The organism is Microcoleus sp. B13-B6 (assembly GCF_036705405.1).
Taxonomy (GTDB): domain Bacteria; phylum Cyanobacteriota; class Cyanobacteriia; order Cyanobacteriales; family Microcoleaceae; genus Microcoleus.
On record NZ_JAUBUJ010000005.1, the window covers coordinates 1 to 25,171 of the forward strand.

At 45.6% G+C, this 25,171-nt stretch carries 25 protein-coding genes and 2 pseudogenes; 15 read left to right on the top strand and 12 right to left on the bottom strand.

What is annotated here, in order from left to right; genetic code table 11:
* Positions 1 to 163: 163 nt before the first annotated feature.
* Positions 164 to 1,429 (top strand): pitrilysin family protein, encoded by a 1,266-nt coding sequence (locus QUB35_RS03375; protein ID WP_333139385.1) that lies wholly within the window; start codon positions 164 to 166, stop codon positions 1,427 to 1,429.
* Between the two features lie 92 nt (positions 1,430 to 1,521).
* Here QUB35_RS03375 and QUB35_RS03380 read toward each other — a convergent pair whose 3' ends face one another.
* Entirely contained in the window at positions 1,522 to 1,692 is a 171-nt protein-coding gene (locus QUB35_RS03380) for a hypothetical protein (RefSeq protein WP_333139387.1), read from the bottom strand.
* 61 nt (positions 1,693 to 1,753) lie between these two features.
* On the opposite strand from QUB35_RS03380, the gene QUB35_RS03385 reads away from it, so the two are divergent.
* Both QUB35_RS03385 and QUB35_RS03390 read left to right on the top strand, forming a co-directional pair.
* Positions 1,754 to 3,016, top strand: coding sequence for an RNA-guided endonuclease TnpB family protein (locus QUB35_RS03385; protein ID WP_333139389.1), 1,263 nt, complete (start codon positions 1,754 to 1,756; stop codon positions 3,014 to 3,016).
* Positions 3,017 to 3,225: 209 nt separating this feature from the next.
* Positions 3,226 to 4,494 carry a pitrilysin family protein gene (locus tag QUB35_RS03390; protein ID WP_333139391.1) on the top strand — a complete coding sequence of 423 codons (1,269 nt, stop codon included), beginning with the start codon at positions 3,226 to 3,228 and terminating at the stop codon, positions 4,492 to 4,494.
* A gap of 169 nt (positions 4,495 to 4,663) precedes the next feature.
* On the opposite strand, the gene QUB35_RS03395 is transcribed toward QUB35_RS03390, so the two are convergent.
* The 7 genes and pseudogenes from QUB35_RS03395 to QUB35_RS03420 form a co-directional block, all read right to left on the bottom strand.
* On the bottom strand, positions 4,664 to 4,990 hold the full coding sequence (locus tag QUB35_RS03395; RefSeq protein ID WP_333139393.1) for a DUF1330 domain-containing protein: 327 nt from the start codon (positions 4,988 to 4,990) through the stop codon (positions 4,664 to 4,666).
* A gap of 769 nt (positions 4,991 to 5,759) precedes the next feature.
* Entirely contained in the window at positions 5,760 to 6,626 is an 867-nt protein-coding gene (locus QUB35_RS03400) for an alpha-1,2-fucosyltransferase (protein WP_333139395.1), read from the bottom strand.
* Positions 6,627 to 6,978: 352 nt separating this feature from the next.
* The gene (locus QUB35_RS03405; protein WP_333139397.1) at positions 6,979 to 8,028 is read right to left on the bottom strand and encodes a transposase; all 1,050 of its coding nucleotides are present in this window, start codon (positions 8,026 to 8,028) and stop codon (positions 6,979 to 6,981) included.
* Positions 8,021 to 8,419 (bottom strand): IS200/IS605 family transposase, encoded by a 399-nt coding sequence (gene tnpA / locus QUB35_RS03410; RefSeq protein WP_333104972.1) that lies wholly within the window; start codon positions 8,417 to 8,419, stop codon positions 8,021 to 8,023. The genes QUB35_RS03405 and tnpA overlap by 8 nt, the downstream gene beginning before the upstream one ends.
* Before the next feature lie 462 nt (positions 8,420 to 8,881).
* On the bottom strand, positions 8,882 to 9,931 hold the full coding sequence (locus QUB35_RS03415) for a transposase (protein ID WP_333139399.1): 1,050 nt from the start codon (positions 9,929 to 9,931) through the stop codon (positions 8,882 to 8,884).
* Positions 9,932 to 9,937: 6 nt separating this feature from the next.
* Positions 9,938 to 9,985 (bottom strand): annotated as a pseudogene (locus QUB35_RS39065) (hypothetical protein); the annotation flags it as partial.
* On the bottom strand, positions 9,963 to 10,532 hold the full coding sequence (locus QUB35_RS03420) for an IS607 family transposase (RefSeq protein WP_333139401.1): 570 nt from the start codon (positions 10,530 to 10,532) through the stop codon (positions 9,963 to 9,965). The pseudogene QUB35_RS39065 and the gene QUB35_RS03420, both read right to left, overlap by 23 nt.
* Positions 10,533 to 11,086: 554 nt before the next feature.
* On the opposite strand from QUB35_RS03420, the gene QUB35_RS03425 reads away from it, so the two are divergent.
* The 12 genes and pseudogenes from QUB35_RS03425 (at position 11,087) to QUB35_RS03480 (ending at position 21,162) form a co-directional block, all read left to right on the top strand.
* The gene (locus QUB35_RS03425; RefSeq protein ID WP_333139403.1) at positions 11,087 to 12,904 is read left to right on the top strand and encodes an efflux RND transporter periplasmic adaptor subunit; all 1,818 of its coding nucleotides are present in this window, start codon (positions 11,087 to 11,089) and stop codon (positions 12,902 to 12,904) included.
* A gap of 407 nt (positions 12,905 to 13,311) precedes the next feature.
* Complete coding sequence (locus QUB35_RS03430) at positions 13,312 to 14,442, top strand: sodium-dependent bicarbonate transport family permease (RefSeq protein ID WP_333139406.1); 1,131 nt, start codon at positions 13,312 to 13,314, stop codon at positions 14,440 to 14,442.
* Between the two features lie 98 nt (positions 14,443 to 14,540).
* Positions 14,541 to 14,873, top strand: a complete 333-nt coding sequence (locus QUB35_RS03435) for a P-II family nitrogen regulator (protein WP_333139408.1) — start codon at positions 14,541 to 14,543, stop codon at positions 14,871 to 14,873.
* A gap of 147 nt (positions 14,874 to 15,020) precedes the next feature.
* Positions 15,021 to 15,146 (top strand): annotated as a pseudogene (locus tag QUB35_RS03440) (IS5/IS1182 family transposase); the annotation flags it as partial.
* A gap of 34 nt (positions 15,147 to 15,180) precedes the next feature.
* Positions 15,181 to 16,446, top strand: coding sequence for an ABC transporter permease (locus QUB35_RS03445; protein WP_333139410.1), 1,266 nt, complete (start codon positions 15,181 to 15,183; stop codon positions 16,444 to 16,446).
* A 354-nt stretch (positions 16,447 to 16,800) separates the two neighbouring features.
* Positions 16,801 to 17,139: an NADH-quinone oxidoreductase subunit K gene (locus QUB35_RS03450; protein WP_333052085.1), complete on the top strand. Its 339-nt coding sequence runs from the start codon at positions 16,801 to 16,803 to the stop codon at positions 17,137 to 17,139.
* Positions 17,136 to 18,566, top strand: a complete 1,431-nt coding sequence (locus tag QUB35_RS03455) for a cation:proton antiporter (protein WP_333139412.1) — start codon at positions 17,136 to 17,138, stop codon at positions 18,564 to 18,566. Before QUB35_RS03450 ends, QUB35_RS03455 begins: the two co-directional genes overlap by 4 nt.
* Positions 18,563 to 18,946 (top strand): Na+/H+ antiporter subunit E, encoded by a 384-nt coding sequence (locus tag QUB35_RS03460; protein ID WP_333139414.1) that lies wholly within the window; start codon positions 18,563 to 18,565, stop codon positions 18,944 to 18,946. The genes QUB35_RS03455 and QUB35_RS03460 overlap by 4 nt, the downstream gene beginning before the upstream one ends.
* Before the next feature lie 459 nt (positions 18,947 to 19,405).
* Positions 19,406 to 19,636 carry a hypothetical protein gene (locus QUB35_RS03465; RefSeq protein WP_333052300.1) on the top strand — a complete coding sequence of 77 codons (231 nt, stop codon included), beginning with the start codon at positions 19,406 to 19,408 and terminating at the stop codon, positions 19,634 to 19,636.
* Complete coding sequence (locus tag QUB35_RS03470; RefSeq protein ID WP_333139416.1) at positions 19,633 to 19,920, top strand: monovalent cation/H(+) antiporter subunit G; 288 nt, start codon at positions 19,633 to 19,635, stop codon at positions 19,918 to 19,920. Before QUB35_RS03465 ends, QUB35_RS03470 begins: the two co-directional genes overlap by 4 nt.
* A complete protein-coding gene (locus QUB35_RS03475) occupies positions 19,910 to 20,497 on the top strand; it encodes a DUF4040 domain-containing protein (protein ID WP_333139418.1) in 588 nt (195 codons plus the stop codon). Before QUB35_RS03470 ends, QUB35_RS03475 begins: the two co-directional genes overlap by 11 nt.
* On the top strand, positions 20,497 to 21,162 hold the full coding sequence (locus QUB35_RS03480; protein WP_333139420.1) for a Na(+)/H(+) antiporter subunit B: 666 nt from the start codon (positions 20,497 to 20,499) through the stop codon (positions 21,160 to 21,162). Before QUB35_RS03475 ends, QUB35_RS03480 begins: the two co-directional genes overlap by 1 nt.
* Positions 21,163 to 21,435: 273 nt before the next feature.
* Here QUB35_RS03480 and QUB35_RS03485 read toward each other — a convergent pair whose 3' ends face one another.
* The 4 genes from QUB35_RS03485 to QUB35_RS03500 form a co-directional block, all read right to left on the bottom strand.
* Entirely contained in the window at positions 21,436 to 22,056 is a 621-nt protein-coding gene (locus QUB35_RS03485) for a Uma2 family endonuclease (protein ID WP_333139422.1), read from the bottom strand.
* 115 nt (positions 22,057 to 22,171) lie between these two features.
* A complete protein-coding gene (locus QUB35_RS03490) occupies positions 22,172 to 22,420 on the bottom strand; it encodes a DUF4926 domain-containing protein (protein ID WP_333052104.1) in 249 nt (82 codons plus the stop codon).
* Positions 22,421 to 22,438: 18 nt separating this feature from the next.
* Complete coding sequence (locus tag QUB35_RS03495; protein WP_333139424.1) at positions 22,439 to 22,771, bottom strand: DUF6883 domain-containing protein; 333 nt, start codon at positions 22,769 to 22,771, stop codon at positions 22,439 to 22,441.
* Positions 22,772 to 24,341: 1,570 nt separating this feature from the next.
* Positions 24,342 to 24,992, bottom strand: a complete 651-nt coding sequence (locus QUB35_RS03500; protein ID WP_333139426.1) for a DUF4760 domain-containing protein — start codon at positions 24,990 to 24,992, stop codon at positions 24,342 to 24,344.
* Positions 24,993 to 25,171 lie beyond the last annotated feature (179 nt).

A 25,171-nucleotide genomic window follows, 5' to 3' on the forward strand; every position in this document is an offset into this window, starting at 1 on the left:
AACAGTCAACAGTCAACAGTCAACAGTCAACAGTCAACAGTCAACAGTCAACAGTCAACAGTCAACAGTCAACAGACTTTTGTATCAATTAATCCCGATCGCAGAGCTGTAAAGCGCTACCATAGTTGCAGCCGAAGTTAACTAAAGTTTAAGAATAACTAGCTTGTCTCAACTGCTCACTGCTTTAGAGTTCCCAGCAAATGTCTGGAAGCTCAACAACGGGTTAACGGTCATTCACCAGCGGATTTCGGCCACACCGGTGGTCGCGCTAGACGTGTGGGTGAGGGCTGGCGCTACGCTGGAGCCGGATTCTTGGTCGGGAATGGCTCATTTTCTAGAACACATGATATTTAAAGGGACGGATTCGATCGCCCCTGGAGAATTTGACCAAGTAATCGAAAATCGTGGCGGTGTCGCCAACGCAGCTACAAGTCACGACTACGCCCATTTTTTCGTCAACGCTGCGGCGGATTATTTAGCAGAAACAGCGCAGCCACTGGCAGAATTGCTGCTGCGGGCTTCGATTCCGGATCGGGAATTCGATCGCGAGCGAGATGTGGTGCTCGAAGAAATCCGTCAAGCTCAAGACAATCCCGATTGGCTGGGTTTCCAAGCCATGATGGAAACAGTTTACCAGCGACATCCCTACAGGCGATCGGTATTGGGCACGGAAGAACTGCTGATGTCGCGAACTCCCTACGAAATGCGCTGTTTCCACCGATCCCACTATCAGCCGGAAAATATGACTGTGGTGGTAGTCGGGGGAATTGATGAACAACAGGCCAGAGATATTACGGGAAAAGCTTTTGAGCAGTTTTCGGACAGGTGGGATTGTCCCAAATTAACCGCAGAGGCGGAACCGCCACTGATAGAAATTCGCCGTCAGGAACTCTGTCTCCCCCGATTGGAACAAGCGCGCCTGATGATGGCCTGGACGGGCCCGGGAGTTGAACATTTGCAAAGTGCTTGCGGCTTGGATTTGCTGTCGGTGTTGCTCGCAGATGGGCGGACTTCGCGTTTAGTCAGGGAACTGCGGGAAGAATTACAATTAGTAGAGGCGATCGACAGCACTTTCTCGCTGCAACGGGAATCGAGTTTATTTACTATCAGTGCAGTCTTGGACGCGAAGGATGTCGAAGAGGTGGAATCTCGGATTTGCGATCGACTTTGGCAATTGCAGTCTGAGCCTGTTTCCGAGGTAGAATTGCTGCGCTGTAAGCGTTTGCTGTGCAACGATTTTGCTTTCTCGCTCGAAACGCCGGGACAGCTAGCCGGTCTTTACGGATATTACAATACGATCGCCAGTGCCGAATTAGCGCTCAGCTATCCCACCAGGATTAAAGCGTTTGGGCCATTAGACCTCCAGCGCCTAGCTCAACAATATCTCTCTCCTCGACGCTATACAGCCGTGGTACTCAAACCAATCTAATAATAGTTGACTGTTCACTGTTCACTGTTGACTGTTCACTGTTAACAGCAACTAGGTTGGGTTTGAAGCTGTAACGTAATTCCTGGACAGAGTTACCCATTGATGGAATTTTTGGGTAACTCTCTAGCGAGTCTCTCGATAACGTCACTAAGACTGCTTGCGGTAAGCTGAACTCGTTTTTCCTCTAGCCACTTAGTAGCAGTTTCGGTCAGACTTAGGTTGACCTTACGCTTAGGCTCGCTGTAAATCTTTTTTCTAGGCATTTTCTTATTCCGCATTAATTCCGTATACAATAACCGTAAGGCAAAAATGAGGTAAAAGCAAATGTTGCTCAGCTTCAAGACGGAACTAAAACCTAACAATCGGCAGGTAACTAAATTCCGCCAACATTGCGGAGTAGCAAGACACGCTTACAACTGGGCGAATTCAATCATCCTTGAAACTTTGACCGCCAGAGAAACTGACAAGACGGTTAAAATTCCTTCTGCGATTGATCTGCACAAACGCTTAGTAGCCGAGGTCAAACCCCTGCACCCCTGGTATTACGAATCTTCCAAGGCAAGTCCGCAGCAGGCTCTAGCTGAACTGAGGACAGCTTGGGATAGATGCTTTAAAAAAGTATCTAAACAGCCTAGATTCAAGAAAAAAGGTGTGTCCGGTGACTCTTTTTACTTGGAACAAGGAACCAAAGCAAAGCCAGGAATCAATAACGACGGCAAGCGCATCAAGTTACCTAAGATTGGTTGGATTAGGCTGCACGAACCATTGCCCATTACGGCGTTCCACAACTGCGTAATCAGTCGAAAAGCCGACAGATGGTTCATTGCTTTTAAGTACGAAATTGAGCAGCCCGCAACTTCACCTGACCGTCCCATTGTTGGTGTTGATATCGGCATCAAAGAATTAGCTGTTGATTCTAACGGTCAAACCTTTGCCAACCCCAAAGCTTATCGTCGGATGAGCCGTAAAATGAAACGCCTGCAACGGCGTGTCAGTAAACGAGTCAAAGGTTCCAATAACCGCAAGAAAGCAGTCTCAAAACTGGCTAAGCTGCACCTAAAAGTATCACATATCCGAAAAGATGCTATTCACAAGCTAACAACTTATCTCGCCAAAAACCACAGCGAGATCAAGATTGAAGACTTACAGGTTAAAGCATTTTTGAAAAATCACAAATTAGCTGGTGCAATCTCCGACTGTGGAATGTACGAATTTAAGCGTCAACTTGAATATAAAACCCAAAAGTTCAGCTCAAAATTGACCGTTGTAGATCGATTCTTTCCTAGCAGTCAAATCTGCTCAAGCTGCTGCAATCATCGGCATAAGATGCCATTGAAAGTTCGAGTCTTTGAATGTCCTAACTGTGGAAATATTCAAGACCGTGATTTAAACGCCGCGAGAAACATAGAACGTTGGTTTGAAGGAATATTTATCCCTGAACGTTCAGAATTGGCGGTGAGTTCCACCGTGTCAGCCTGCGGAGTAGACAAACCCGATAGCAGCCATGCTATCGCTACTGTGAAACAGGAAGTTAACACCAAAATCACTCATGTCCAGCTAAGTCTAGATTTGGGTAGCTATGGGTAAGTTTTTCCGAACGGTTGAGACATGAAACCCAAGTCTATTAATTGGAAATTTGAGATTTGTCCCTCAATCTAAAATCTCAAATCGCCAATCTCAAATCGGATGATCGGTAACGCTCACGCTCTACCCATCCTACGAATAATCATGACTAACAGCCAACAGTCAACAGCCAACAGTCAACAGTCAACAGTCAACAGTTAACAAAGAATTCAATGAAAAATGAAATCCAGCGCACGGTTTTAGACAACGGTATTGTTGTCTTAGCAGCAGAAAATCCAGCAGCAGATATTATTGCAGCTAGGATATTCCTGCGGGCCGGCAGTCGCTACGTGCAGCCGGAACAAGCAGGATTGTGTCACTTGCTGTCGGCGGTAATGACTAAGGGAACCGATCGGCTGTCTTCGCTGGAAATTGCCGAGCGTGTAGAATCGGTGGGAGCGAGGTTGAGTGCCGACTCTACTACAGACTATTTTTTAGTGAGTTTGAAGACGGTTTCTGCAGATTTTGAGGAGATTTTGGAGTTGGCGGCGCAATTGACCCGATCGCCGAATTTCCCGGAAGCTGAAGTCGAGCTCGAACGCCGCATTGCCATATCGGCAATTCGATCCCAACAAGAACAGCCATTTGCGATCGCCTTCGAGCAATTGCGGCACGCGATGTACCAGGAACATCCCTATGCTTTCTCTCCCTTGGGCACGGAAGCTACTATGTCAAAGCTCACCAGAAACGAGCTCGAACAGTTCCACAAAACCTATTTCCGTCCCGATAATGTAGTTATTTCTGTAGCCGGCAGAATCTCGACTGAAGATGCGATCGCCCTGATTGATCGAACTTTTGGGGACTGGAAAGCGCCTTTAACACCCCTGCCCACTTTAACCGTACCCCCCCTATCACCTTCCCCTCAATCGGTCGTTAAGGCGCAAGATACGCAGCAATCAGTGATTATGCTGGGCTACCTCGCACCCTCTGTCAAAAATCCCGACTATGCAGCGATTAAGTTGCTGAATACTTATTTGGGTAACGGTTTGTCGAGCCGATTGTTTGTGGAATTGCGGGAAAAGCGGGGCTTGGCTTACGACGTTTCCGCGCTCTACGCGACGCGCTTGGACACGGCTCAGTTTGTCGTGTACATGGGTACGGCGCCGGAAAATACAACGACTGCTTTTGAAGGATTGCGTACAGAAGTCGATCGACTCACCAGCATCCAACTAAGCGAGGAAGAATTGCAAGCTTGCAAGAATAAAATGCTCGGTCAATATGCTTTAGGAAAACAAACTAATTCGCAAATTGCCCAAGTTTTAGGCTGGTACGAAATTTTGGGATTGGGAATTAAATTTGACCAGCAATTTCAAGAAGAAATTGCACAGGTGACAGCTTCACAAGCGCGGGATGCTGCTAAGAAATACTTCATCGAACCGTATATTTCTTTGGTGGGCCCGGAGGCGGCGATTACAGAGTTGGGAGTGGCGGCTGTTTGTTAAGTAGGCAATGGGCGATCGAACTTTTCACAAGTTCGATCGATGCGATCTGATATGCGATCGCCCGAACATCATATAAGCTCCAGCAGAATATTTCAATTCGTAGCTGTGGCTATAAATCTCGACAATATTGCCCAATGGGTCTTCGCAATACACCATACAATTGACGATATTAACCTTTTGGTAAATAGGGTATGGTTCCTGCGACATCAGTATCATCGATTACATGGAGCCGGCTGATACTACCAGCCTGCCGAGCTTGACGATATTTTGCATAGGCTGGATCGTTACAAAACCCTTGCACTGCCTCCATAGAAGGAAATTCCACCAAGGCAACCAGCGTTGTTTCTAGTTCCTCGCCTTCAATAGTCGTAATATTGCCACTGCGGGAAAGGTATTTCCCCCCATGATTATGTACGATATCGTGAACATTTGCTGCGTAGTCAGGAATCCAGGCATCATCGGTAACTTTAACGTCTGCGATTAAATATACAGCCATGAGGTTTCTCCTGTAGCTAATTGATTAGTTGACTATATTTGCTGAGAATTCTTTCAATACAATAACTCTAGCAACAAAAGTAATAGATTTCACTTGTTATTAATAACTTTTGTTGCACCTATTTTTTCGGTTTACGGAGCTAAATTCTGATTAGGCGGAAACTTACTGTGATGTCCAGACTACTACCGCTATTCCAGAACCGAGAAAACCGATTCCAAACCAGCGATATTCGCCATAATCAAAACGATCGGAAGAGCTCAATCAGCATTTCACCATCAAACATCGCGGGAACATCGGCAAAATCAATCTGATGTTTACGGATGTTTTCAAGGTTTTTCTCTCTAAAAAAACGAAAAATCAAGATTTAATATCAAATCCGTTAGCATCGGAATAGTAAATTCGAGTTCACTGTTGACGGTTGACGGTTGACTGTTGACGCCGTGAACAGTCAACAGTCAACCGTCAACATCATGTATGAGTGTAACCGGAAATGATATAACGAGAGATCCAAAAACTGAAAATCGCGCTTTGTAGCGGTTTGACAACTGCGCTCAAACCGCTACAAACCCATCATGTTAATGGTTTGGGATTTCTCGGAGATGTCTAAGCTGTGGAGCATTTAAACCAGTAACGAGGCTAGTAGGGTGCGTCATTCGCGAACCCTTACGCTGAAACGGAAAACCTTAGATGCTGACGCACCTTACGCAAGTCCTTTAAATGCCGAACAGCTTATTAGACTTAACCTGTTATGATTCTCCTGGTCAAGTATCTATTTTTGGAAACGACTCAAGAGCCGGTTGACTGTCGCGACGGGGTGTCTGAGCCTCCATACTTGAAAGTGATCTAAGATGGGATGAGTGCCTGAGAGCTTGACCCAATCATCGCATAGAATATCTTCAACCGGGTTTGGCACCCCTGGGCGGCACCAATCTGTCGGGGCTACTACTATCTTCTCTGGGTGTCCGTTCAACCAAGCGCCCCACCAGGAAAACGTTGAATTAGTAATAGCATTAGCTCGACATCGGGTCATTAAATAAAGCTGCTGAGGACCATTCAGGTTATCTACAAAGATAAATTCCTGCCCTTGAAGATCACGAAGAAATTCTCTGGCTAAATCGGGACGATCGGAGAAGACAAGAATGGGACCTTGGGGGTCGATCGCACTTAAGGACTTCTTGTAAAAAGAAAGCGGGTAAAGCGGGAAATATTCTCGGGTATTGCCATAGTCGGTATCGAGGCGGAGCGAAAAGCTTACACAATCCCTTTGCAAAATGTCGCCGTATAGTTTTTCGACCTCCGTGACAATCTCGTTATTGAACGTGTACCACTCACGTACAAGTCGCTTGTCTGAGTAATATTTTTCAGATTGAAAGAACCCTTGAATTTCAGTGTGGTCTCCGATGGAAAGTGCTTCGGATGTAAAGCCAGCTTGAGGATGGGGGTCGAAATAATGAATAATCCCGGAGGGTTCGCTAGCACGCTCACCTTCGTCATTAAGGTTGAAGATATCATCTCCATCCCACTTAGGGCAAAAAAATTGGGTTCCCAAACGCCGTGCTGTTATTCTAAGGAATGCGTATTGAAATAATTGATTACCGAGTCTTCCGTAGTTCCCGAGCTTAGAGAAAGAAATCATTATAATTTAACTCCTATGGTTTAAGACAGCTTCCAACAGACCTAAATCATTGTTTGATCCGGGAAAGGAAGCAAAGAGCGTGTTATATCCATGCCAAACAAAGTTACAGTTAACGTTGATACTCCCCAGCCCGCTCAGGGACGGGGATTCTTGAAGAGTCCAAATACGAACTTTCAAAGGCGAAATCAAAGCGCCTCTACTGACTCTTTTAAGGCATAACCCTAAAGTTGTCGCTACTTTTCGCAAAATATTTCCAGCAGCATTACAATCTGAGTTAATTTTGCTTCCGTCTTTTGAGCGATACAGTCCGCGATTTATGCGCTTTCCTGATTCTTTCCACCCTTCAGTTTTTTCACGCCCACTTAGGTAGTTCATCCGAATCTAAAAAACTCGCCTTACTTGTATAGCTCTCTTCAGTTTCAATGAACTGGATACCATATTGTTCACAAAGCTGGGAAATCCTGTCCTTCAATCGAGCGGTAGGAATTTGCACAAAATTTTGATTGGTTTTGTTACCAAGACTTATTTCTTGGCGCATTCCCTTGTTCCAGCCAAAAACAATTGTACCTATTTGGTTTTCTAGGCAATGATTCAATACTAATCTAGCAGAAGTGTTAACAGCATCTCTCGTTTGTCTGTTTCGTTTTTCCGTGATTTTTGCCAATCGCTTAGACCAAAAGCCTTGATATCTATGCTCTTTGATCGACGCAACCCGCTTGTTATACCATTGGTTTAATGATTTTAGATGCCGTCCATCTACGATAAAACTTGTTCCTACATTGGAAACGCAAGTTAACCAATTATTCAATCCTGGATCGATACCCAGAGCCTTACTAACATCCAGCTCAACTGCTGTTGACTGAAGTTGGTAGACAAACTCGACATAAAATTGTTTATTTCTTGGTAAAATGCGAATCTCTCTAATTGCCTTGTAGTCTAGGTTAGATGGCATTGGCAAATAAAATTCACCAATTCCAAACCAGAGTTTGACCTTACTTCCCAACGGGAATCTCAATTGTCCATTCTTTAGCTTTACGTCTGCCTTTGGGAAGGTTACAAGTTTTAAGCTGTTTTTGCGGTATTTTGGTAGTTTAGGATGTTGCGTTACCGTACCACCCTTGATTCCTTTTAACAGCCCAATGTACGACTTAAAAGATTCCGCAACGCTGGTCAACGTTTGTTGAGCAACATGGGAATATAGTGCTTTAAAGTGAAGATTATCCTTGAACAACTTGTGTAAGTCATACTTGCTAGGAATTCTCCCGGTTTTAAAATATAACTCCAGAGAATAGTAAGTCCCGCAGTTAGCTAACTTGTTCGACTCTTCGCATACAAATTCCAGTACGCTTCTTAGCTCTCGACTTGGACTGATTAGATTTTGCTGGCATCCATAACTAGACATTTTTCTGATTCTCAATGTACTGCTTAATTACTGAAATTGGCGCACCGCCAACAGTTGCAATAAAGTAGCTATTCGTCCATAGAGTTGGCAATCGACTTTTTAGCCAAGGAAATTCTTGGCGAAGATATCGAGAAGAACGCCCCTTCATGTACCGAATCAGCTTGGCAATCCCAAACTGAGGATCGCACTCGATCAAAAGGTGAACGTGATCTGGCATTACTTCCATCTCGATTAATTCACTGTTAAACTCGGTCGCCACCTCTAACAGTATTTCCTTTAATCGGGTATCGACACCCTCAATTAAAACCTTTCGGCGATATTTCGGACACCACACAATATGGTATTTACACGAGTAAACAACATTTTTGTTGGATTTGTAATTAACGCTCATATTATAGTTATACAGCACGAACCTGCATACTACACTAATTTTGCATTAAGATTTGTTAAATGCTGGAGGCGGTTGAAACCGCTGCCGACTTATCCCCGTGTCTAAAGCCAGGGGCCCGGCGGGCTCGTTCTTCGGTCAAGCGATTTTAGATGATTTTAGATGATTTTAGATTTTAGATTAAAGAATTGAAGCATTGACTTGCGCGAGATTAATACGTTCGGCAAGTTTCATCGGATACAGGTTTTTTATTTCTGGACGGATGAATCACGTGGCGGGTATCCTGGATGCTTTCGGTCATGAGACTTTAACAGAGCAGTTTTTTGGGGTCTTAGTCCTGACCGTGTTAGCTGGATGGCTGCTACGGATGATTCTACACTGCAGCGTCAACCTATGGCAAGTAATCCGATATTGACGGCCGGGAAAGTACGATATTTCACACCGACACTTTTTTGCTAACAAATGCTAACAAACATATAAGTTGAGAGAATCTCTCAAAAAAGGCGTGTCAACCAATGCCCGCAGAAAAATCCCGCGAGCACCATTTAGATCCCTATCCATCTTCAATCCGGTGGCTCCGGACTTAATAGTTCTAGCTCCACCTAAATTCTTGACAATTTCACCCGTCCACGACACCGTTTTAGAAGTGTAAGCTTCGTTGCAGTCAATCACGAGTTTTGAATTTTCCCAAGCTTTCCACTTGAGAAAATTTTTAAATTCGTAATGGCTGAGAGTCAACATTTGTCTCACCGTTTTGTTTCTCAACTTACGGCGCGACTTGGACACCATTTGAGAAGTCTCGAACCTAGGCAGCAAGATTACATCAAAATGATCAACTAAAAACTTAGCTACTTTGTGATGCAACTCTCTGACCAAATTCTTAATTTTGCAACGAAGCCTGCTGGCTGCTTTTTTGAATCTTCTTTTTTGCCGACTGGGGGCTTTAGATATTTTCGATACCAACTTGTCTAACCGAAAACACAATTTCTGGATGTACAAATTAGAATCATTGCCGAGCCAGCCATAGGAATCTTCAGAGAAAAACGTCATGAACGTGCGGACACCGGGGTCTAAGGCAACTAGCCGACCTTGTTTATCGGTCTTGGTTTGTTGCACTTCTTCAGAAACAACTAGGTAGTATTCCCCGTAAGCGAGAGTCAACCTTCCATCACTAAAATTTTCAGGCAAAGATTCTGTTAACTGACACTTACCTAAAATGGAATGGTAGACACCGCAGTCTTTTATAGATGCTTTTGGCACATAGATAGACTGTTTTGTGTCTTTTCTACTGCGAAATTTGCATTTGCGGAGTTGGCCATCTTTTTTGAAACCCTGCTTAGCCGCCTTAACTGCTGAGCAAGCATCTTTGATGGCAATCGATTTGATCTGGAAAGGTACAGGTTTTGCCCATTCTGGCAAACTGTTAAGTATTCCAGTTTTGAGCGTCATCCAGTTAGCTTTTGTGCCTGGTTCTTGGAGGTATTTGATGGTCGTGTTGTAGACAAAACGACTCACTCCAAACCACTGCTTGATTAAAGCTTTTTGTTCAGGATTTAGGAATAGACGGATCTTCCTTGATCTTCTTGCTGTAACTTCGCCGGGAGTGCATTCTGCAACTGAAGACGTGAAGGATGGCGAGAATATCGCTTGTGAGTTCGGTTTCCGGGCAGTGAACAGTTCGGTCAAGAACCACGATTTGTCCACCGTTTTGCCCGGCCATGAACTCGAATAGTTCAAATCCGAACCTGCACAATCTGTCGTGACAGGCAACAACAATCGTGAGCTGTTCGCCGCGCATAAATCTGACCAGTAAGGCTTGCAGTCCTTTTCGCTTAAAGTTGAGTCCCGACCCGATATCTTGGATGATTTCGGCGTCGGGGTATTGCTGTCGCAGGTCGTCAACTTGTCGAGCGAGGTCGTCTCGCTGCTTGGGTGAACTGACGCGACATTCGCAAACAACGGTAGTTCTAGCTGCACCGCGCTGGTAGGACTCGACATCGTAGAGTCTTTGCCCTGCTTCATTTTTGATGCTTTTGATTTTCCCGGAGTCTGCATATCTTCTTAGGGTGTGTGGATGCAAGCCCAGAAATTCGACTGATGAGTCTGAGTGGTACATAAGCCCTGTAGCCAATAGTAGCATACATTAGCAAAAGTAACCAAATACTTTACTGTGCCTCAACCGATACTTTTTTGCTAACATTTGCTAACAAATACATAAGTTGAGATCAGATATCAACCAAGGCGTATCAACCGATGCCCGTAGAATTTTCTACAAGCACTTATATTCTTGCCTTCAGCTTGGTTATCGCTTACAGCCCCACGCCAATCTGATTATTTGCTTTGATAATGTAGAGGCAACTTATTTATATAGCGGTTGCGTACTACCAAGGTTTTTCACCTACATCTGAGTGGCTAAATTCATTCTATATGACATGAAGACCAGAAGGCAAATGTAAGTGATTGTTAGCAAATGTCAGAAAAAGTCTTACTGTTAATCAACCTTCTTGAACCAGTAGTGCAGCCTCATTAATGGTAGCTGATGTACTTAATTCTTCAAAATTATCCGAAGATACCTGCGCTACAACCGAAAAAACATAATCAGACTTCAATTGAACCTTTTGTGTTCCCGATCGGTCTAAATTCAAGACAGACCCATCAGGTCTAATTGATATGTACTTCGTAAAGCACTTTCAGATTAAAAAAGAGCTGACTCCGTGGGTTAGCGGACTCCTCGCCGCTTCCCTGCTGGCAGGAGTAGGCTACACAGCTTACAGCCAACTCACAGTCAAATCCAGCCGCGAAACCAGGCGCAAGGAAAAAACCGTTGCTGTAGAAAGGGTGAACCTGCCGATTACAATTTCGGCAAACGGCACAATTGTGCCCGAACGTTCCGTTAACGTCAGCCCCAAAACTTCAGGAATGCTCAAAAGTTTGCTTGTCAAGGAAGGAGATAAAGTTGAAAAAGGGCAGATTCTCGCCTACATGGACGACTCCAACCTCCAAGGGCAACTTACCCAAACTCGCGGACAACTCGCAGCCGCGGAAGCAAACCTGCAAAAATTGCTCAACGGCACTCGATCGCAGGACATTGCTGTGGCTAAGGCAGTGTTAGCAGAACAACAGGCAAGTCTGGAAAAATTGCTCAACGGCAATCGAACCCAAGACATTGCGGTAGCTGAGGCACAACTAGCAGAACAACAGGCAACTTTGCAAAAATTGCTCAACGGCAATCGAAGGCAGGATATTGCCGTAGCCGAGGCACAACTAGCTGAACAACAGGCTAATTTACAAAAATTGCTAAAGGGCAATCGGGCTGAAGACATCGCCCAAGCGATCGCCAAACTCAGAGATGCCGAATACGCCAAAAACCAAGCTGAGGAAGACTTTCAGAGAAATCAGGAACTCTATAATGCCGGAGCCATTGCTTTGCAAATTGTCAACAACTCCCGCACCGAGCGCGATCGAGCTCAAACGCAAGTCAGGCAAGCCGAACAAGCTGTAGCTTTGCTGCGATCGGGTACTCGCCCCGAAGAAATCGCTGCGGCGCGGGCTGCAGTGGAGCAAAAACGGCAAGCTTTGACCCTGGCGCGATCGGGCGCACGGCCGGAAGACATCGCTGCGGGGCGGGCTGCTGTGGAGCAAAAACGGCAAGCTTTGGCCCTGGCGCGATCGGGCGCACGCCCGGAAGACATCGCTGCGGGGCGGGCTGCAGTGGAGCAAAAACAGCAAGCTTTGGCGCTGCTAGAAGCTGGTTCTCGCCCCGAAGACATCGCCCAAGCCCGCGCCCAAGTTCTCGCCGCTAGAGGCAGCCTGCAAAGCGTTCAAGCGCTGATCGACGACACTGTGTTACGGGCTCCTTTCACCGGCACTGTTACCCGCAAGTACGCCGATCCGGGCGCTTTTGTGACTCCCACTACGGCAGGTAGTGCGGTTTCTTCGGCGACTTCTTCTTCGATTTTGTCCTTAGCTTCAAAAAATCAATTAGTAGCAAACGTAGCAGAAACTAATATTTCTCAGATTCAGATGGGCCAGGCTGCGTCTATTCAAGCCGATGCTTTTGCGGGAAAGACTTTTGCAGGTAAAATCACTCAAATTTCGCCTCAGTCGATCGTCCAGCAAAATGTGACAAGTTTTGAGGTAAAAGCGGCAATTATTAATGATGATAAACAAATGCTGCGATCGGGCATGAATGTGAATGTTGAGTTTAAGGCTGGTGAACTCAAAAATGTTTTGGTAGTTCCGACTGCGGCAATTGTCCGCCAACAAAGGGAAACGGGGGTTTATGTTGCGGGTGGAGAAGATGGTAAACCTGCTTTTATGCCGATTAAGACTGGTATGACGGTGGATGATAAGACGGAAGTGCGATCGGGTTTGAAAGGAAATGAAAAAGTGCTGATGAGTTTCCCCCCCGGATTGCGGCCTAGATCCCAAAATCCATCGGGTGGAATTCCGGGTTTGCAACCGGGTGGCGGAAGGCGCTTGCGTTAGGGTTTTGATTTTTTTATTGAACCGCGAAGGCGCGTTACTGCGAATTTAAGGATAGACTTAAGTACATAGAATTTGGGGTCTTAAGTAAGTAGGCGGGATTAAACTGAACAATGTAACTGTATGTAAACATTGCTCAGTCAGCCACGCTTAGGGCTAAGGATACTTTACCATCGTTGACATAGTTGGGCTTTACACCGCCTACCTACTTAATAGATATTGATCTATAGAAGTTACTGCAGGACAGCGACACCTTCGAGCCCCATTCGGAGATCGGCTATCTCTGAATCCCCTGCCGACAGGTGTTCCCGTAACACCTGTCGGCAGGGTTGAAGCGCTGCACCCTTACTTCTTAAAGCTCACTGCTCACAATAATCACTCTTCGTTAGAGGAGGCGGAAGGAGGTATTCGTGGATTTTTTGTCCTTGTTCTTAATGGACTTCGTTAAGCAGTTGCAGTCCCCAACACTCGGGTTTTTGATTGGTGGTATGGTCATTGCCGCCCTTGGTAGCGAATTGGTAATTCCAGAGGCGATTAATCAGATCATCGTCTTCATGCTGCTCATGAAAATCGGTCTGACCGGTGGTCAGGCGATCCGCAATTCCAACCTGACGGAGATGGTGATACCCGCAGCGTCTGCTGTAGCAGTAGGGGTTCTTGTTGTATTCATCGCGCGCTATACGTTGGCCAAGCTGCCGAAGGTCAACACCATAGATGCGATTGCGACCGGGGGATTGTTTGGTGCTGTGAGTGGCTCTACCATGGCTGCAGCCCTGACACTACTGGAAGAACAAAAAATGCCATACGAGGCATGGGCTGCCGCACTCTATCCCTTCATGGATATCCCAGCGCTCGTAACGGCGATTGTGGTGGCCAACATTTATCTCAACCAGAAGAAGGGTAGTGCAGCAGCCCACTCTACCGTGCAGGAGTCTTTCAGCAAGCAGCCCGTTGCAGCAGGCGATTATCCCGATCAGCAAGATTATCCCCGCGGCCGGCAAGAGTATCTCAGCAAGCAGCAGAAGCCTGCGGATAATCGGGTCAAGATATGGCCGATCGTGCAGGAAAGCCTCCAGGGTCCTGCCCTATCGGCAATGTTGCTCGGCATTGCTCTTGGCCTGTTCACCCAGCCGGAAAGTGTCTATAAAAGCTTCTACGACCCCCTCTTCCGCGGCTTGCTTTCGATCTTGATGCTGGTCATGGGTATGGAGGCTTGGTCAAGACTTGGCGAACTACGTAAGGTTGCCCAGTGGTACGTCGTGTATAGCGTAGTGGCACCGGTGGTGCATGGGTTCATCGCCTTCGGTCTCGGCATGATTGCCCACTACACCACAGGATTCAGCCTGGGCGGTGTTGTGATCCTGGCTGTTATTGCCGCCTCCAGTTCAGACATCTCAGGTCCGCCCACGTTGCGAGCCGGTATCCCGTCGGCCAATCCCTCCGCCTACATCGGCGCATCCACAGCCATCGGTACACCCATTGCGATCGGCTTGTGTATACCGCTCTTCCTCGGGCTGGCCCAGGCGATAGGCGGCCGCTAATCCCAGACGGGTCGCTGTCTGTCGGCGCTCCCTTGACCCGGCAGACCAAGCAACTCAATATATTAAGATCAACATACGTAGGTAAGGAGGTAACCAATATGCCCAAGCCAGCCAAAAAGCTTGTCATCGTCACGGAAAAGATTCTGCTGAAAAAGATCGCCCATATCATCGAAGAAGCCGGGGCAACTGGTTATACGGTTGTGGAAACCGGCGGTAAAGGCAGTCGCAACGTGCGCTCGTCGGGACAACCCAGCGTTTCTGACACCACGGCGAATATAAAATTCGAGGTACTCACCCAGGATCGGGATATGGCCGAGAATATTGCGGATCAGGTCGCAGTCAAGTTTTTCCTCGATTTTGCGGGCATGATCTATCTCTGTGACGCGGAGGTACTGTACGGGCACAGTTTCTGTGGACCAGACGGCTGTTGAATCGAGACGACACAGACCTAAAAAGCCGGGGCATAACCCGGCTTTTTAGTAGCCGTATTTCTTGCCTGCGGGACTTGCGTCTCAGTTGCAGTCCCCAACGCTCGGCTTTCTGATTGGTGGTATGGTCATTGCCGCCCTCGGTAGCCAAAAGTTTTCAAAATTTTGTCCAGTCGTTATCGAAATCGTCGCCGCCGTTATGGTCTCCGTTGTAATTTGTTGTCAGCACTTTACAATTATGAGTTAGCTCTCAGGTCTAAAATTCAAAAGCTTTAATTCTAACATAGATTTTTTTTGCAAGAGGTCTAATATGAAATTACAGACTCGCCCCGGTACCAACAAAATCACTAACGTTCAAATCGCGTTCATGGCAACAGAGGCGCTGTGGAATAATAAGTTGCGTACCAGTTTAACTATGCTGGGCGTAATTATTGGGATATCTTCGGTAATTGCGATTACTTCGGTGGGACAGGGTGTACAAAAATCAACTGAAGAACAGTTAAAGGCTTTGGGTACAAATGTGCTGTTGGTTTTATCCGGCGCTTCGCGATCGGGTGGTGTCAGTCAGGGAAGCGGTTCTGCTACTACTCTTACTTGGGATGACGCTAGGGCGATCGGCAAACAAGCTCCCGCAGTTAAGGCGATTTCGGCTTATTTGCAGCGCCAAGTGCAAGTGGTTTACGGCGGACAAAATTCATTTACTTCGATTTTGGGAACGGATTTAAATTATCCCGATGTGAAGAACATTCAACCCCAAGAAGGACGGTTTTTTAACGAGGATGAATTGAATGCTGCTGAGCCTGTAGTTGTCCTCGGTTCTAAGGTGCGGGACGAACTTTTTGGAGCCGGAGTTAATGCGCTATCCTCTGATATTCGCATTCAGGGAAACCGCTACAAGGTCATTGGGGTGATGGAAACTAAGGGGTCTGTAGGGGGAACCGATCAGGACGATCGAGTGTATATTCCCCTCAAAAATATGTCTTCGCGAATTGTGGGGAGAAATTCTTTAGCGGGGATTGCAATATCGGGTTTTTGGTTGGAAACTGCGGGCGAAGCGGATTTAGCGGATGCTCAATTTCAAGTTGAAAATATCATGCGCTTGCGCCACAATATTTATCCGCCACAACCGGATGATTTTCGAGTTGTAAATCAAGCTGAAATAGTTAATACTTTCAGCAATGTGATAGGTTTATTTACGGTGATGGTGGGTTCGATCGCCGGAATTTCTTTGGTGGTTGGCGGCATCGGTATTGCTAATATTATGTTGGTGTCTGTTGTGGAACGCACTAAGGAAATTGGGATTCGCAAAGCGGTAGGCGCTACTAATGCAGCAATTCTCATTCAATTTATGGCGGAATCTATTTTAGTTTCCACGGTGGGGGGAACGGCGGGTATTGGGTTGGGAGTTGCGATCGCCTTTGGGGCCTCGACAGCGTTCAAATTTCCGTTTGTGGTTTCTGTATGGTCGATCGCGGCAGGTTTTGGGCTATCTTTTACTGTAGGCTTATTAGCTGGAGTGCTACCGGCTCGGAATGCCGCTCGCTTAGATCCGATCGCCGCCTTGCGGAATGATTGAAGTTACTGAAGTTCGCCCCAGTTAAATTGAACACTCCTGGAGGAACGAGTGGTCAGAAACCGGGGAAAGATGGACGATCGGACTTCGTTGTCGGCCACAGATTCGCTAACGGGACTTAGACAAAAATCCGGTCAGAAATGGCTGCAAACCAAGACAGGTAAACGGTTTGAGCTTGAATTGGGATAGCTCCAGCACTGACAAGGGTTTCAGCTCTGACGGGGCATAAAACTCTTTCCCTTACCTAGACAGCTTTTCAGACCTTTTAGGGGCTAGAAAATGTCTAAGTCCAATTAGAAATAATATACGCTAATTCAAATATAATAACAAAAACCCCTTATCCAACACGCAATTTCCATGTTAGAAGCATTGGTATTGGCAACAGTATTTTGCGGATTTTTTGGTATCATCTTTAAAAAGAACCTGCTCATGAAAATCGTCTGTATGGATGTCATGAGTACAGGGGTTATCGCCTATTACGTGGTGGTGGCATCGCGAGAAGGCTTGCTGACACCAATTATTTCAAAGGGGAAAAATGTTGTCGCTTACGCCGATCCGGTTCCCCAAGCGGTGATCTTAACGGCGATCGTGATCGGCTTTTCGATTCAGGCTTTAATGCTGGTAAGTGTGATGAAGCTGGCACGAGATAATCCGACATTAGAAAGTAACGAAATCGAGATGAATAATACCCCATGAATACCCTGACGCTAGCCTGGATTGGACTCCCGTTTTTTGTCGGGTTTACTATTTATTTGATTCCGAAGTTTGACAAGTATCTCGCAATATTCGGAGCGCTCGCGTCCGCTGCCTATGCGTTCCAGCTTTTTGTTATGCCGTCAGCGGTGACGCTGGAGTTACTGGATAATTTCAGTGTCACGTTGTTAGTCGATCGCTTGAGCGGGTATTTCATCTTAACCAATGCCTTAGTCACAGCAGCGGTGATTATCTACTGTTGGCCCACAGAGAAGACGGCATTTTTTTATGCACAGATTCTGATGGTACACGGCAGCCTGAATGCGGCCTTTGCCTCTAGTGACTTTATCAGTTTATATGTGGGGTTAGAAGTCAGCGGGATTGCGGCGTTTCTGTTGATTGCCTATCCTCGCACCGATCGATCGATTTGGGTGGCTTTGCGCTATCTATTTATTAGCAACACGGCCATGCTGTTTTATCTAGTCGGTGCTGTGCTGGTTTATAAGGCAAGTAATTCGTTTAGTTTTGCCGGCTTGGGTGCAGCGCCCCCAGAGGCGACAGCTCTGATCTTTATGGCTCTCTTGGTTAAGGGAGGTGTGTTTGTATCGGGGTTATGGCTACCGTTAACTCACTCGGAATCAGAAACGCCTGTGTCGGCTTTGCTGTCAGGAATTGTGGTTAAAGCCGGGGTATATCCCCTCGTGCGCTGTGCGCTGATGGTGGAGGAGGTGGCACCCATCGTCCAGATTTTCGGAGTCGGGGCGGCGTTGATGGGCGTGTTCTATGGCATCTTTGAAAAGGATACCAAGCGGATGCTGGCGTTCAGCACGGTTTCGCAGTTAGGTTGGATTCTCGTAGCCCCGGAAGTGGCAGGCTTTTATGCCCTCGCCCACGGCGTGGTCAAATCGGCGCTATTCCTGATTGCGGGTTCTTTACCCAGCCGCGACTTTAAGGAATTGCGACAAAAGCAGATTAATACTACGCTCTGGATTGCGTTAGTGGTGGCTAGCCTTTCGATCTCAGGCTTTCCCTTTTTGGTTGGCTTTGGGGCAAAGATGTTGACTTTGAAGAATTTGACACCCCCTTATGCGATCGCCATGAATGTGGCAGCCGTAGGAACGGCTATCCTATTTGCTAAATTCATCTTTCTGCCCCGTGGTGGAGCAGCAAAATCAAAACCCGGTTTTTGGCCTGCGGTGTTGCTGTTGCTAGGTGGGCTGATTGCAGCCAATGCCTTTTATGTTGAGGCCTATACGCTGGACAATATGCTTAAGGCGATCGCCATCATCGGCGTTGGTTGGTTAGCCTATTTTCTAATTTTTCAACGCACGGCAATCAAACTGCCACGTATGCTTGAACAATTCGATCATTTGGTCGGTGTTATGAGCTTGATTTCGCTCCTACTATTCTGGATGGCATTCTCAACATGATTGGACAGCTAATATTAAGACTGACGATCTGGTTTCTACTCACTGCCGATTTTAGTTTGGCAAATATTGCGATCGGCTTCATCATTGCTTTCCTGTTGCCGCGCAGCTACTCACCCCCGGAACCTTTGAGAGAATGGTTGGGGGTGTTCGGTAAAATCTTGATGGCGATTCCGATAGCTTATCTGGAAGCTTTTGAACTCATCTTCCGCCCCCATAGACACGAAGATGTGATCATGGAAAAAGTGCCAAACCATCGATCGCCCTTGCTGATATTCTTAGATGTATTCCTGATCACTTTTACTCCTAAGACGATTGTCGTGAAATATCACGAAGAGGGTTTTTACGAAGTACACCGAGTGCGACGGACTTCGAGTAATTAGCTGAAGTTTTTTCGGAATTATTTAACCGCAGAGAACGCAGAGAACGCAGAGAAGGGAGAAATAAATAAGTAGATAGGCGATAAAATACGTAAGTATGTCCGCAGTTAGTAAAAGTGCTCTATCGCAGGGGTTACGATACTTTACATTTTGTGACATACCCGAGTTTATTTACACGCTCGATATTGGATCATTCTCAAGAATCTGTAGGGGCGGGTTCACCAATAGCTTTAAAGATTGCAGACAGGTTAAATAAACCCGCCCCCACCCGCGAAACAGCCCGTCAAGAACAGGCAGGATGCCTGTTCCACAATGATGGCAGAGGTCTATTAAGTTGCACTATTCTCAAGAGTTTCTTGTGGGGTGTAGGGGGTTGGGCACGCGAGCCCGCCCCGATATTAAGTAAGAAAAAAGCAGGAGTACACACAATTGAACAACTTGAACAACGTGATTTTAATAGCCATGATTTTGGCTCTGCTCATACCCATGTACGAGGTATGGAAAGATCATGATATCTGGCAGACAATGTTGGCGTTTGCCAGTATTTCGACCAAGGCGGCAATCATCGCTCTCGTCATATCCGTCTGGCGCGATGATTGGATGATCGGTGTGGTGGCGGCGATTATCCTCAGTGTGGGTAATGCTGGATTGATGTTGTTGGCACAAATAATCAAACGTATCAGTGAAGCATGATCGTAATAGATGTATTGAGCTATACCTGCATCGGTATAGGGATTTTTTTCTGGTTTTGGGGTACTTCTTACCTACTTGGGAAGCGATCGGTTTTATATAAACTGCACAGTCTTTCGGTAGCAGATACGCTGGGTTCGATCGCGATAGTCGTCGGATTGCTGCTGCAAATACCCAGTAAATGGCCCCTGCTGATTCTGGCGCTCATTTGCTTAGCAACCTGGAACACAATGCTGGGATATGTGTTGGCCTATTGTTCCAAAACAGGGACTGACTATGAACGATAATAGCTACATTTATGTCCTCGTCGCTCTGCTACCCTTAGCTGCTGGTATGGTGGTATTTCAGGTCAATCCATACCACGCATTGCTGCTGCGGGGGGTATTGGGAGCGATCGCCGCCTTGGTGTATACAATTTTAGGCGCGGGGGATGTGGGCTTGACCGAAGCCTTGATGGGTACTCTACTCGCGATTACACTTTATGCAGTGACGGTGCGTTCATCCTTCGTGCTGCGTCTGGGTGTAATCGAAGAGGGGACAGAGGGCGATGCTATACCAAACGACAAAACCGCAGGTCATTTTAAGCAACTGATAGATGACATCCGCACAGTTTTTGAGAAACGCCATATGCGCCTGGAACTCGTTCCCTATGCGAGTGCACAGGCATTGCAGCGGGCGCTGATGGAAAAAGAAGTTCATGCAGCTTGTTCCCCAGAAGACCCACTAGAACACAGTGGCGAAGCGCAACTTTATAACACAGCAATCAGAGTTCGGCGTGTCTACGACATCATGCAAACCGAACTTTCATCACCGGGGACAACCCTAACCTATGTAAATACACCTGACGCAGAGGACAAACATTGATGAAGTGGGTTTACTTTTTATCAGGGATAGCGCTGTTTATCAAAATGCTGCTAATCGCCAATCCCACAATGGACTTATCGCAGCAAAGTTCGATCGTCGAATTGGTTGTTCAAGATAGTGGAGTATCCAATGCGGTTTCCGGTATCATTTTGCGAAATCGGCTGTACGACACGATCTTTGAAGTCGTAGTATTTACGATCGCCATCTTGGGTGCAAGTTTTATGCTAGCCAATGAACAGCCGTCCTGCGCCATATATCAGTTTACCGATCAACCATCGATTATTTTGGCGCGATTGGGAGCGACGATTGCCGCGTTGGTGGGTGTCGAACTAGCAATTCGCGGGCATTTAAGTCCAGGCGGTGGTTTTGCAGCGGGTGTAGCGGGGGGAACTGCGATCGGCTTGGTGGCGATTACCTCATCACCGCAGTGGATGCAAGAAATCTACCAGCGCTGGCACGCCGCGACTTTGGAGAAAGTTTCGGTACTTGTTTTCATTGTATTGTCCGTTATCACTCTGTCAGGATATGAGTTACCGCACGGAGAGTTAGGCACACTTTTCAGCGGTGGCATTCTCCCCTTGCTCAATATCCTGGTTGCAGTCAAAGTCGCATTAGGATCGTGGGCGGTGCTGTTGGTGTTTATTCGCTATCGCGGATTGCTATGACAAATGTTCCGATCTCAAATCCATTGGCATCGAAATTATTCATCTCTCTCAATCTCTGACTCTGTGTCCTCTGTGTTCTCTGTGGTTTAATCATTCAGCCTTATAAACGATATTTTACGTTTATAAGGCTGACGCACGAGTAGTCAGAAACCGGGTTTTTTTGCGAGGTCAAAAACCCGGTTTCTTTGCTTTTTATAAGTAATTCCTGTGTACTCATCTGCGTTTATCTGCGTGCATCAGCGGTTAAAAAATCCAAATTTACGAGAGATCCGCTTACACTAAACCAGCTTGAAAAATCTGATTTGCTGTGAGGTTCAAATCGGGAAAAGTTTGCGACACAATGCGATCGTTCTCTCGAAACTTGAGGACTTGATATTCACCATCAACCAAGTTACAGACAGAAATTGTCGGTTGTTTGGGATTGCCAATAAAATTGCGTCCACCCAACGCAGCATAATCCACAATCCAATATTCAGGGATACCCATCTCCTCATAATCAGCATATTTCAAATAGTAATCATCGCGCCAATTACTTGACACAACCTCAATTACCAACGGTATCGATGCACCCCAACTGAGGATAGATTGTTTTTGCCACAATGTCTCATTTACCAGATTTGCACGATTTAGCACCAACACATCGGGGAAATACCCAGAATCTTTTTCAGGAGGTCTAACTATCGCTTGGTTGGGGATACTGTATGGCAACCCCAGACGATCGATTGCAACGGAAACTTTGATTGTAAGAAAGCCTTTAACTTCCTCATGTTCGCCTACTGGTTGTGCCATCTCAACAATATCTCCATTATGCAGTTCGTAGCGTACCGCCGAATTTTCAGGCAGCCACTCCACAAATTCCTCGAAGTTTACGAGTTTGGGTAAAGCTTGAGTCATAGGTTTTCAGAAATACCGATAATATAAATTATATCTCTATCTATCTGCGTTTATCTGCGTGCATCAGCGGTTACAAATTTCCATTTTTTATAAAGTCCACAAGTTATTGTGCGACTTATGTTGTAACCATTTCTGGTTTGATATCAGGTGATGCTGGCTCAAAATACAACACCATGATTTGCTCTGGATACAGCCCAACAGATTCATAAGTGCGTCCGTTGCGATCGCTAAATTCAACCTCAAACGCTGCACCATCAGCCAACAGTTCCACCACTGTCCCTACTTGTCCGCGCCAGAGATTGTATTCAGGAACATCAACTGTCAAGGCAACGACATCGAGTAATTTAATTGTATTCTTTGCCACTTTTATTACCTCCAGACATTACAGAGGATAGCAGGTTGTTAATCTCGGAATCTCGGAATCATGCTCAATAATCCAGCCACTCGGAAGGGTTGCACTTCTATTTTGCCATTCAATCGTGAAATCTAGGATGTAGCGTTGCCCGAACCCATCCCGCCTCCCTAACTGAACTTCGTGAGTTTGAATAACTTCAACCAAATTTTGGCGCAATTCCTCAGAATTGTCAGGTGTCATGCCAAGAATTGACGAAAAAAGCCGCGCTTTGTGTTTGCCATCGTCGTGTTCTGGATTGAGGCAGTAGTCACGAAGTTTACGAATATCAACAACTGCATTCTTTGCATTTGGAATGAGCATAGAAAAGCTGATACGAATAAGCAGCCCTCAGTTTATCTTGAAATTTGTGATGCAGGCTGACTTTCTGGAAATTAAAGTTTCGCGACATACTACCTTTTCCCCGCGAGGAGACTGAAACAGAGTAGATCCGAGAGCCTCCTGTTTTCTAAAGCAAGCGAGGCAGAGCCTCTGAACATGGGTTCCCAGGCTGTGCTTGGAAGTTAAATAGTAGAGTTAACTAGGTTCTGAAATATCGAGTTTGCTTTTTTCAGTAAAATAACTGATGTTAATTATCGGTACACAGTTTATTCTGGATACCGGAAAGGATTTCAATCTGCTCTTCAAGCGATCGATATCACTAACGAGCGGAGATGAGGCTCGTTAAAGTTGATGCCGTATATCATCGACAAGCTTGACGTTTATTGCGATTTGTTTTATATTGGTAAATGCGACAAATCAGAGGCTGATAGCTCAATGAGCTCAGTCTTGTATAATCCAAAGACTTCTCTAAAACTCGTTAACAAAAAAAGTTGACATAGAGAGGTTTTTTGGACTATCATTTTTTTAATTGCGTATGATTGCCTAAACCCTTAAAACGGAGTTAAGTCTATGATTGGTCGCCAACTCGATCGGGATTTCTCCATGTTGAAGCTAGTCGATGACGCATCATAACTTACATCATAACTTAGCTGAAGTCGGGCCAAACGATAATTTTTAGCGTGTTGCAATGTAAGTTTGGTGTTTTGCAGATTTATTTGACTTGGAAAGGTTCAGGATGTGGCTCAATCTCAGATTATTGAGAGGCTTCTATGGTTTTCCAAGCAAAAGGTACTGCGATCGAAGCATTTTGCCCCGTTCTCAAGCTAGGTTTTCCGATCCATCTACATTTTGGAGAAAGCAGAAAATGAAGGACTTTAACAAAAAAGATAACGATCGAGTGGCATCGGGCTTGTCGATTACGCTGTTAAGTAATGCTGAGAATCAACAAATGGGATCGCCTTCATATTTTGAGGGAGATCTATAAACTTGGATGTGTGAGGGTGGAGAAATATGGAGATACTCATCAACCTAACTCTCTAGATGGAAATTAGGTTGATGAGTTCTAGGGAATTAGGTAAAAGTCAAGTGCAGAAAGTGAGTTGCCCCTCACTCTCTGCAAAAATTAGCGGTTCTGTCGAGTATGAAAATGTTAGCTTTCGTGACAATTGTCACGGTTGGATGCAATTTTAAAGATAGGTGACTTTCTCTCGCATCTGCTACACTAATAATCATTAATGACAGACAAAAGCCAACAGGTTTTAGAAGCCTGTATCACCTTCAAAAAGTAAGTCGATTGAGTAACAAGTAAATCGTTTCATCATTTCTCCTTTTATTACACAAAAAGCACAACTACGTCCTTGTCTCCAGAGTAGTAAAGACCTTCAAGGAGACTGATGCACCTTTTATGGCTCAGTTTACACTTCCTTTAATTGACTCTTCCATTTCTCTAGAAACAATCCGGAAATATTTCCAGATTGTTTTCTTCATTTGACTCAGTTCGATCCTGAATCCGCTCGGTAAAACCTTTTACAAACAATAAAAAGTCGGGTAATTAATGTCTCCATTGCTCACATAGATCTGTTAAGTGGATGTAAAGCCTCGGGCTCTGTTTGTCTCTTCGCGATCGGTGAACAAAGAGCGTGAAGGTATCGCAATAAGTACAAACTATATATCGATAAAACTCTTTCAAACATTTTTCGTCAACGAGACCGAAATGGACACACATAGACATTTCTTCTAAAAAATTAAGAATATTGACTATTTCCTGCTTTTTCTCTGCATCTGCATATATCTGATTCATGTACTCATTACTTTTGGTCTCATCTAGCGGTTTGAGATCTTTATGAATTTTTGCGGCAATTTGTCGAACACTAAAATAGCTAGGATCGTTCCATATTTGTATGTAACGTAAGGTTCGATCGATTTTTTTGTCCTCTAAATTGATTTCGATTCCCCGCAAAGCATATACGGCACTAGATATTCCTGCGGCAGTAGCTAATGTAGTTACCGCAAAATTTAAAGTGTCTCGGTATTGTGATTTTGAGTCATAAAAATGAACAGCGATTAAAGTTAAGGCTGCAATAAAGGTAGTAATTCCAATTCCCATTGTGAGATTTAGACTGATTTTGAGGAATCCGTCGGGTTCTCTTTTACTGAGTGGAGTTGTCGGTTTGGTTAGCATTTTTAACTCTTTAGTGTTCAATGAATCTCAAATATTAATCATTTTTACAAATCTACTCAGGGTTTTCCGGCATCAATTTAAAATAGTTTTGTCTTGGGCGAGTGCCTTTTTAGAAATACCGTGCAATCGAGGGTTTTCCAGAAAGGAGTAAAAAAAATGCACCCACTCCTCAAAGAAGTGGGTGCAAAACGACCAACTGT

What these genes read in the sequence shown, in the direction of transcription:
- QUB35_RS03485 (WP_333139422.1), bottom strand. Translation starts at nt 22,056, where the DNA reads ATGACTCAAGCTTTACCCAAACTCGTAAACTTCGAGGAATTTGTGGAG.
- tnpA (WP_333104972.1), bottom strand. Translation starts at nt 8,419, where the DNA reads ATGAGCGTTAATTACAAATCCAACAAAAATGTTGTTTACTCGTGTAAA.
- QUB35_RS03380 (WP_333139387.1), bottom strand. Translation starts at nt 1,692, where the DNA reads ATGCCTAGAAAAAAGATTTACAGCGAGCCTAAGCGTAAGGTCAACCTA.
- QUB35_RS03400 (WP_333139395.1), bottom strand. Translation starts at nt 6,626, where the DNA reads ATGATTTCTTTCTCTAAGCTCGGGAACTACGGAAGACTCGGTAATCAA.
- QUB35_RS03420 (WP_333139401.1), bottom strand. Translation starts at nt 10,532, where the DNA reads ATGTACCACTCAGACTCATCAGTCGAATTTCTGGGCTTGCATCCACAC.
- QUB35_RS03495 (WP_333139424.1), bottom strand. Translation starts at nt 22,771, where the DNA reads ATGCTCATTCCAAATGCAAAGAATGCAGTTGTTGATATTCGTAAACTT.
- QUB35_RS03385 (WP_333139389.1), top strand. Translation starts at nt 1,754, where the DNA reads ATGTTGCTCAGCTTCAAGACGGAACTAAAACCTAACAATCGGCAGGTA.
- QUB35_RS03405 (WP_333139397.1), bottom strand. Translation starts at nt 8,028, where the DNA reads ATGTCTAGTTATGGATGCCAGCAAAATCTAATCAGTCCAAGTCGAGAG.
- QUB35_RS03475 (WP_333139418.1), top strand. Translation starts at nt 19,910, where the DNA reads ATGAACGATAATAGCTACATTTATGTCCTCGTCGCTCTGCTACCCTTA.
- QUB35_RS03470 (WP_333139416.1), top strand. Translation starts at nt 19,633, where the DNA reads ATGATCGTAATAGATGTATTGAGCTATACCTGCATCGGTATAGGGATT.
- QUB35_RS03480 (WP_333139420.1), top strand. Translation starts at nt 20,497, where the DNA reads ATGAAGTGGGTTTACTTTTTATCAGGGATAGCGCTGTTTATCAAAATG.
- QUB35_RS03445 (WP_333139410.1), top strand. Translation starts at nt 15,181, where the DNA reads ATGAAATTACAGACTCGCCCCGGTACCAACAAAATCACTAACGTTCAA.
- QUB35_RS03460 (WP_333139414.1), top strand. Translation starts at nt 18,563, where the DNA reads ATGATTGGACAGCTAATATTAAGACTGACGATCTGGTTTCTACTCACT.
- QUB35_RS03435 (WP_333139408.1), top strand. Translation starts at nt 14,541, where the DNA reads ATGCCCAAGCCAGCCAAAAAGCTTGTCATCGTCACGGAAAAGATTCTG.
- QUB35_RS03390 (WP_333139391.1), top strand. Translation starts at nt 3,226, where the DNA reads ATGAAAAATGAAATCCAGCGCACGGTTTTAGACAACGGTATTGTTGTC.
- QUB35_RS03425 (WP_333139403.1), top strand. Translation starts at nt 11,087, where the DNA reads ATGTACTTCGTAAAGCACTTTCAGATTAAAAAAGAGCTGACTCCGTGG.
- QUB35_RS03450 (WP_333052085.1), top strand. Translation starts at nt 16,801, where the DNA reads ATGTTAGAAGCATTGGTATTGGCAACAGTATTTTGCGGATTTTTTGGT.
- QUB35_RS03455 (WP_333139412.1), top strand. Translation starts at nt 17,136, where the DNA reads ATGAATACCCTGACGCTAGCCTGGATTGGACTCCCGTTTTTTGTCGGG.
- QUB35_RS03395 (WP_333139393.1), bottom strand. Translation starts at nt 4,990, where the DNA reads ATGGCTGTATATTTAATCGCAGACGTTAAAGTTACCGATGATGCCTGG.
- QUB35_RS03465 (WP_333052300.1), top strand. Translation starts at nt 19,406, where the DNA reads ATGATTTTGGCTCTGCTCATACCCATGTACGAGGTATGGAAAGATCAT.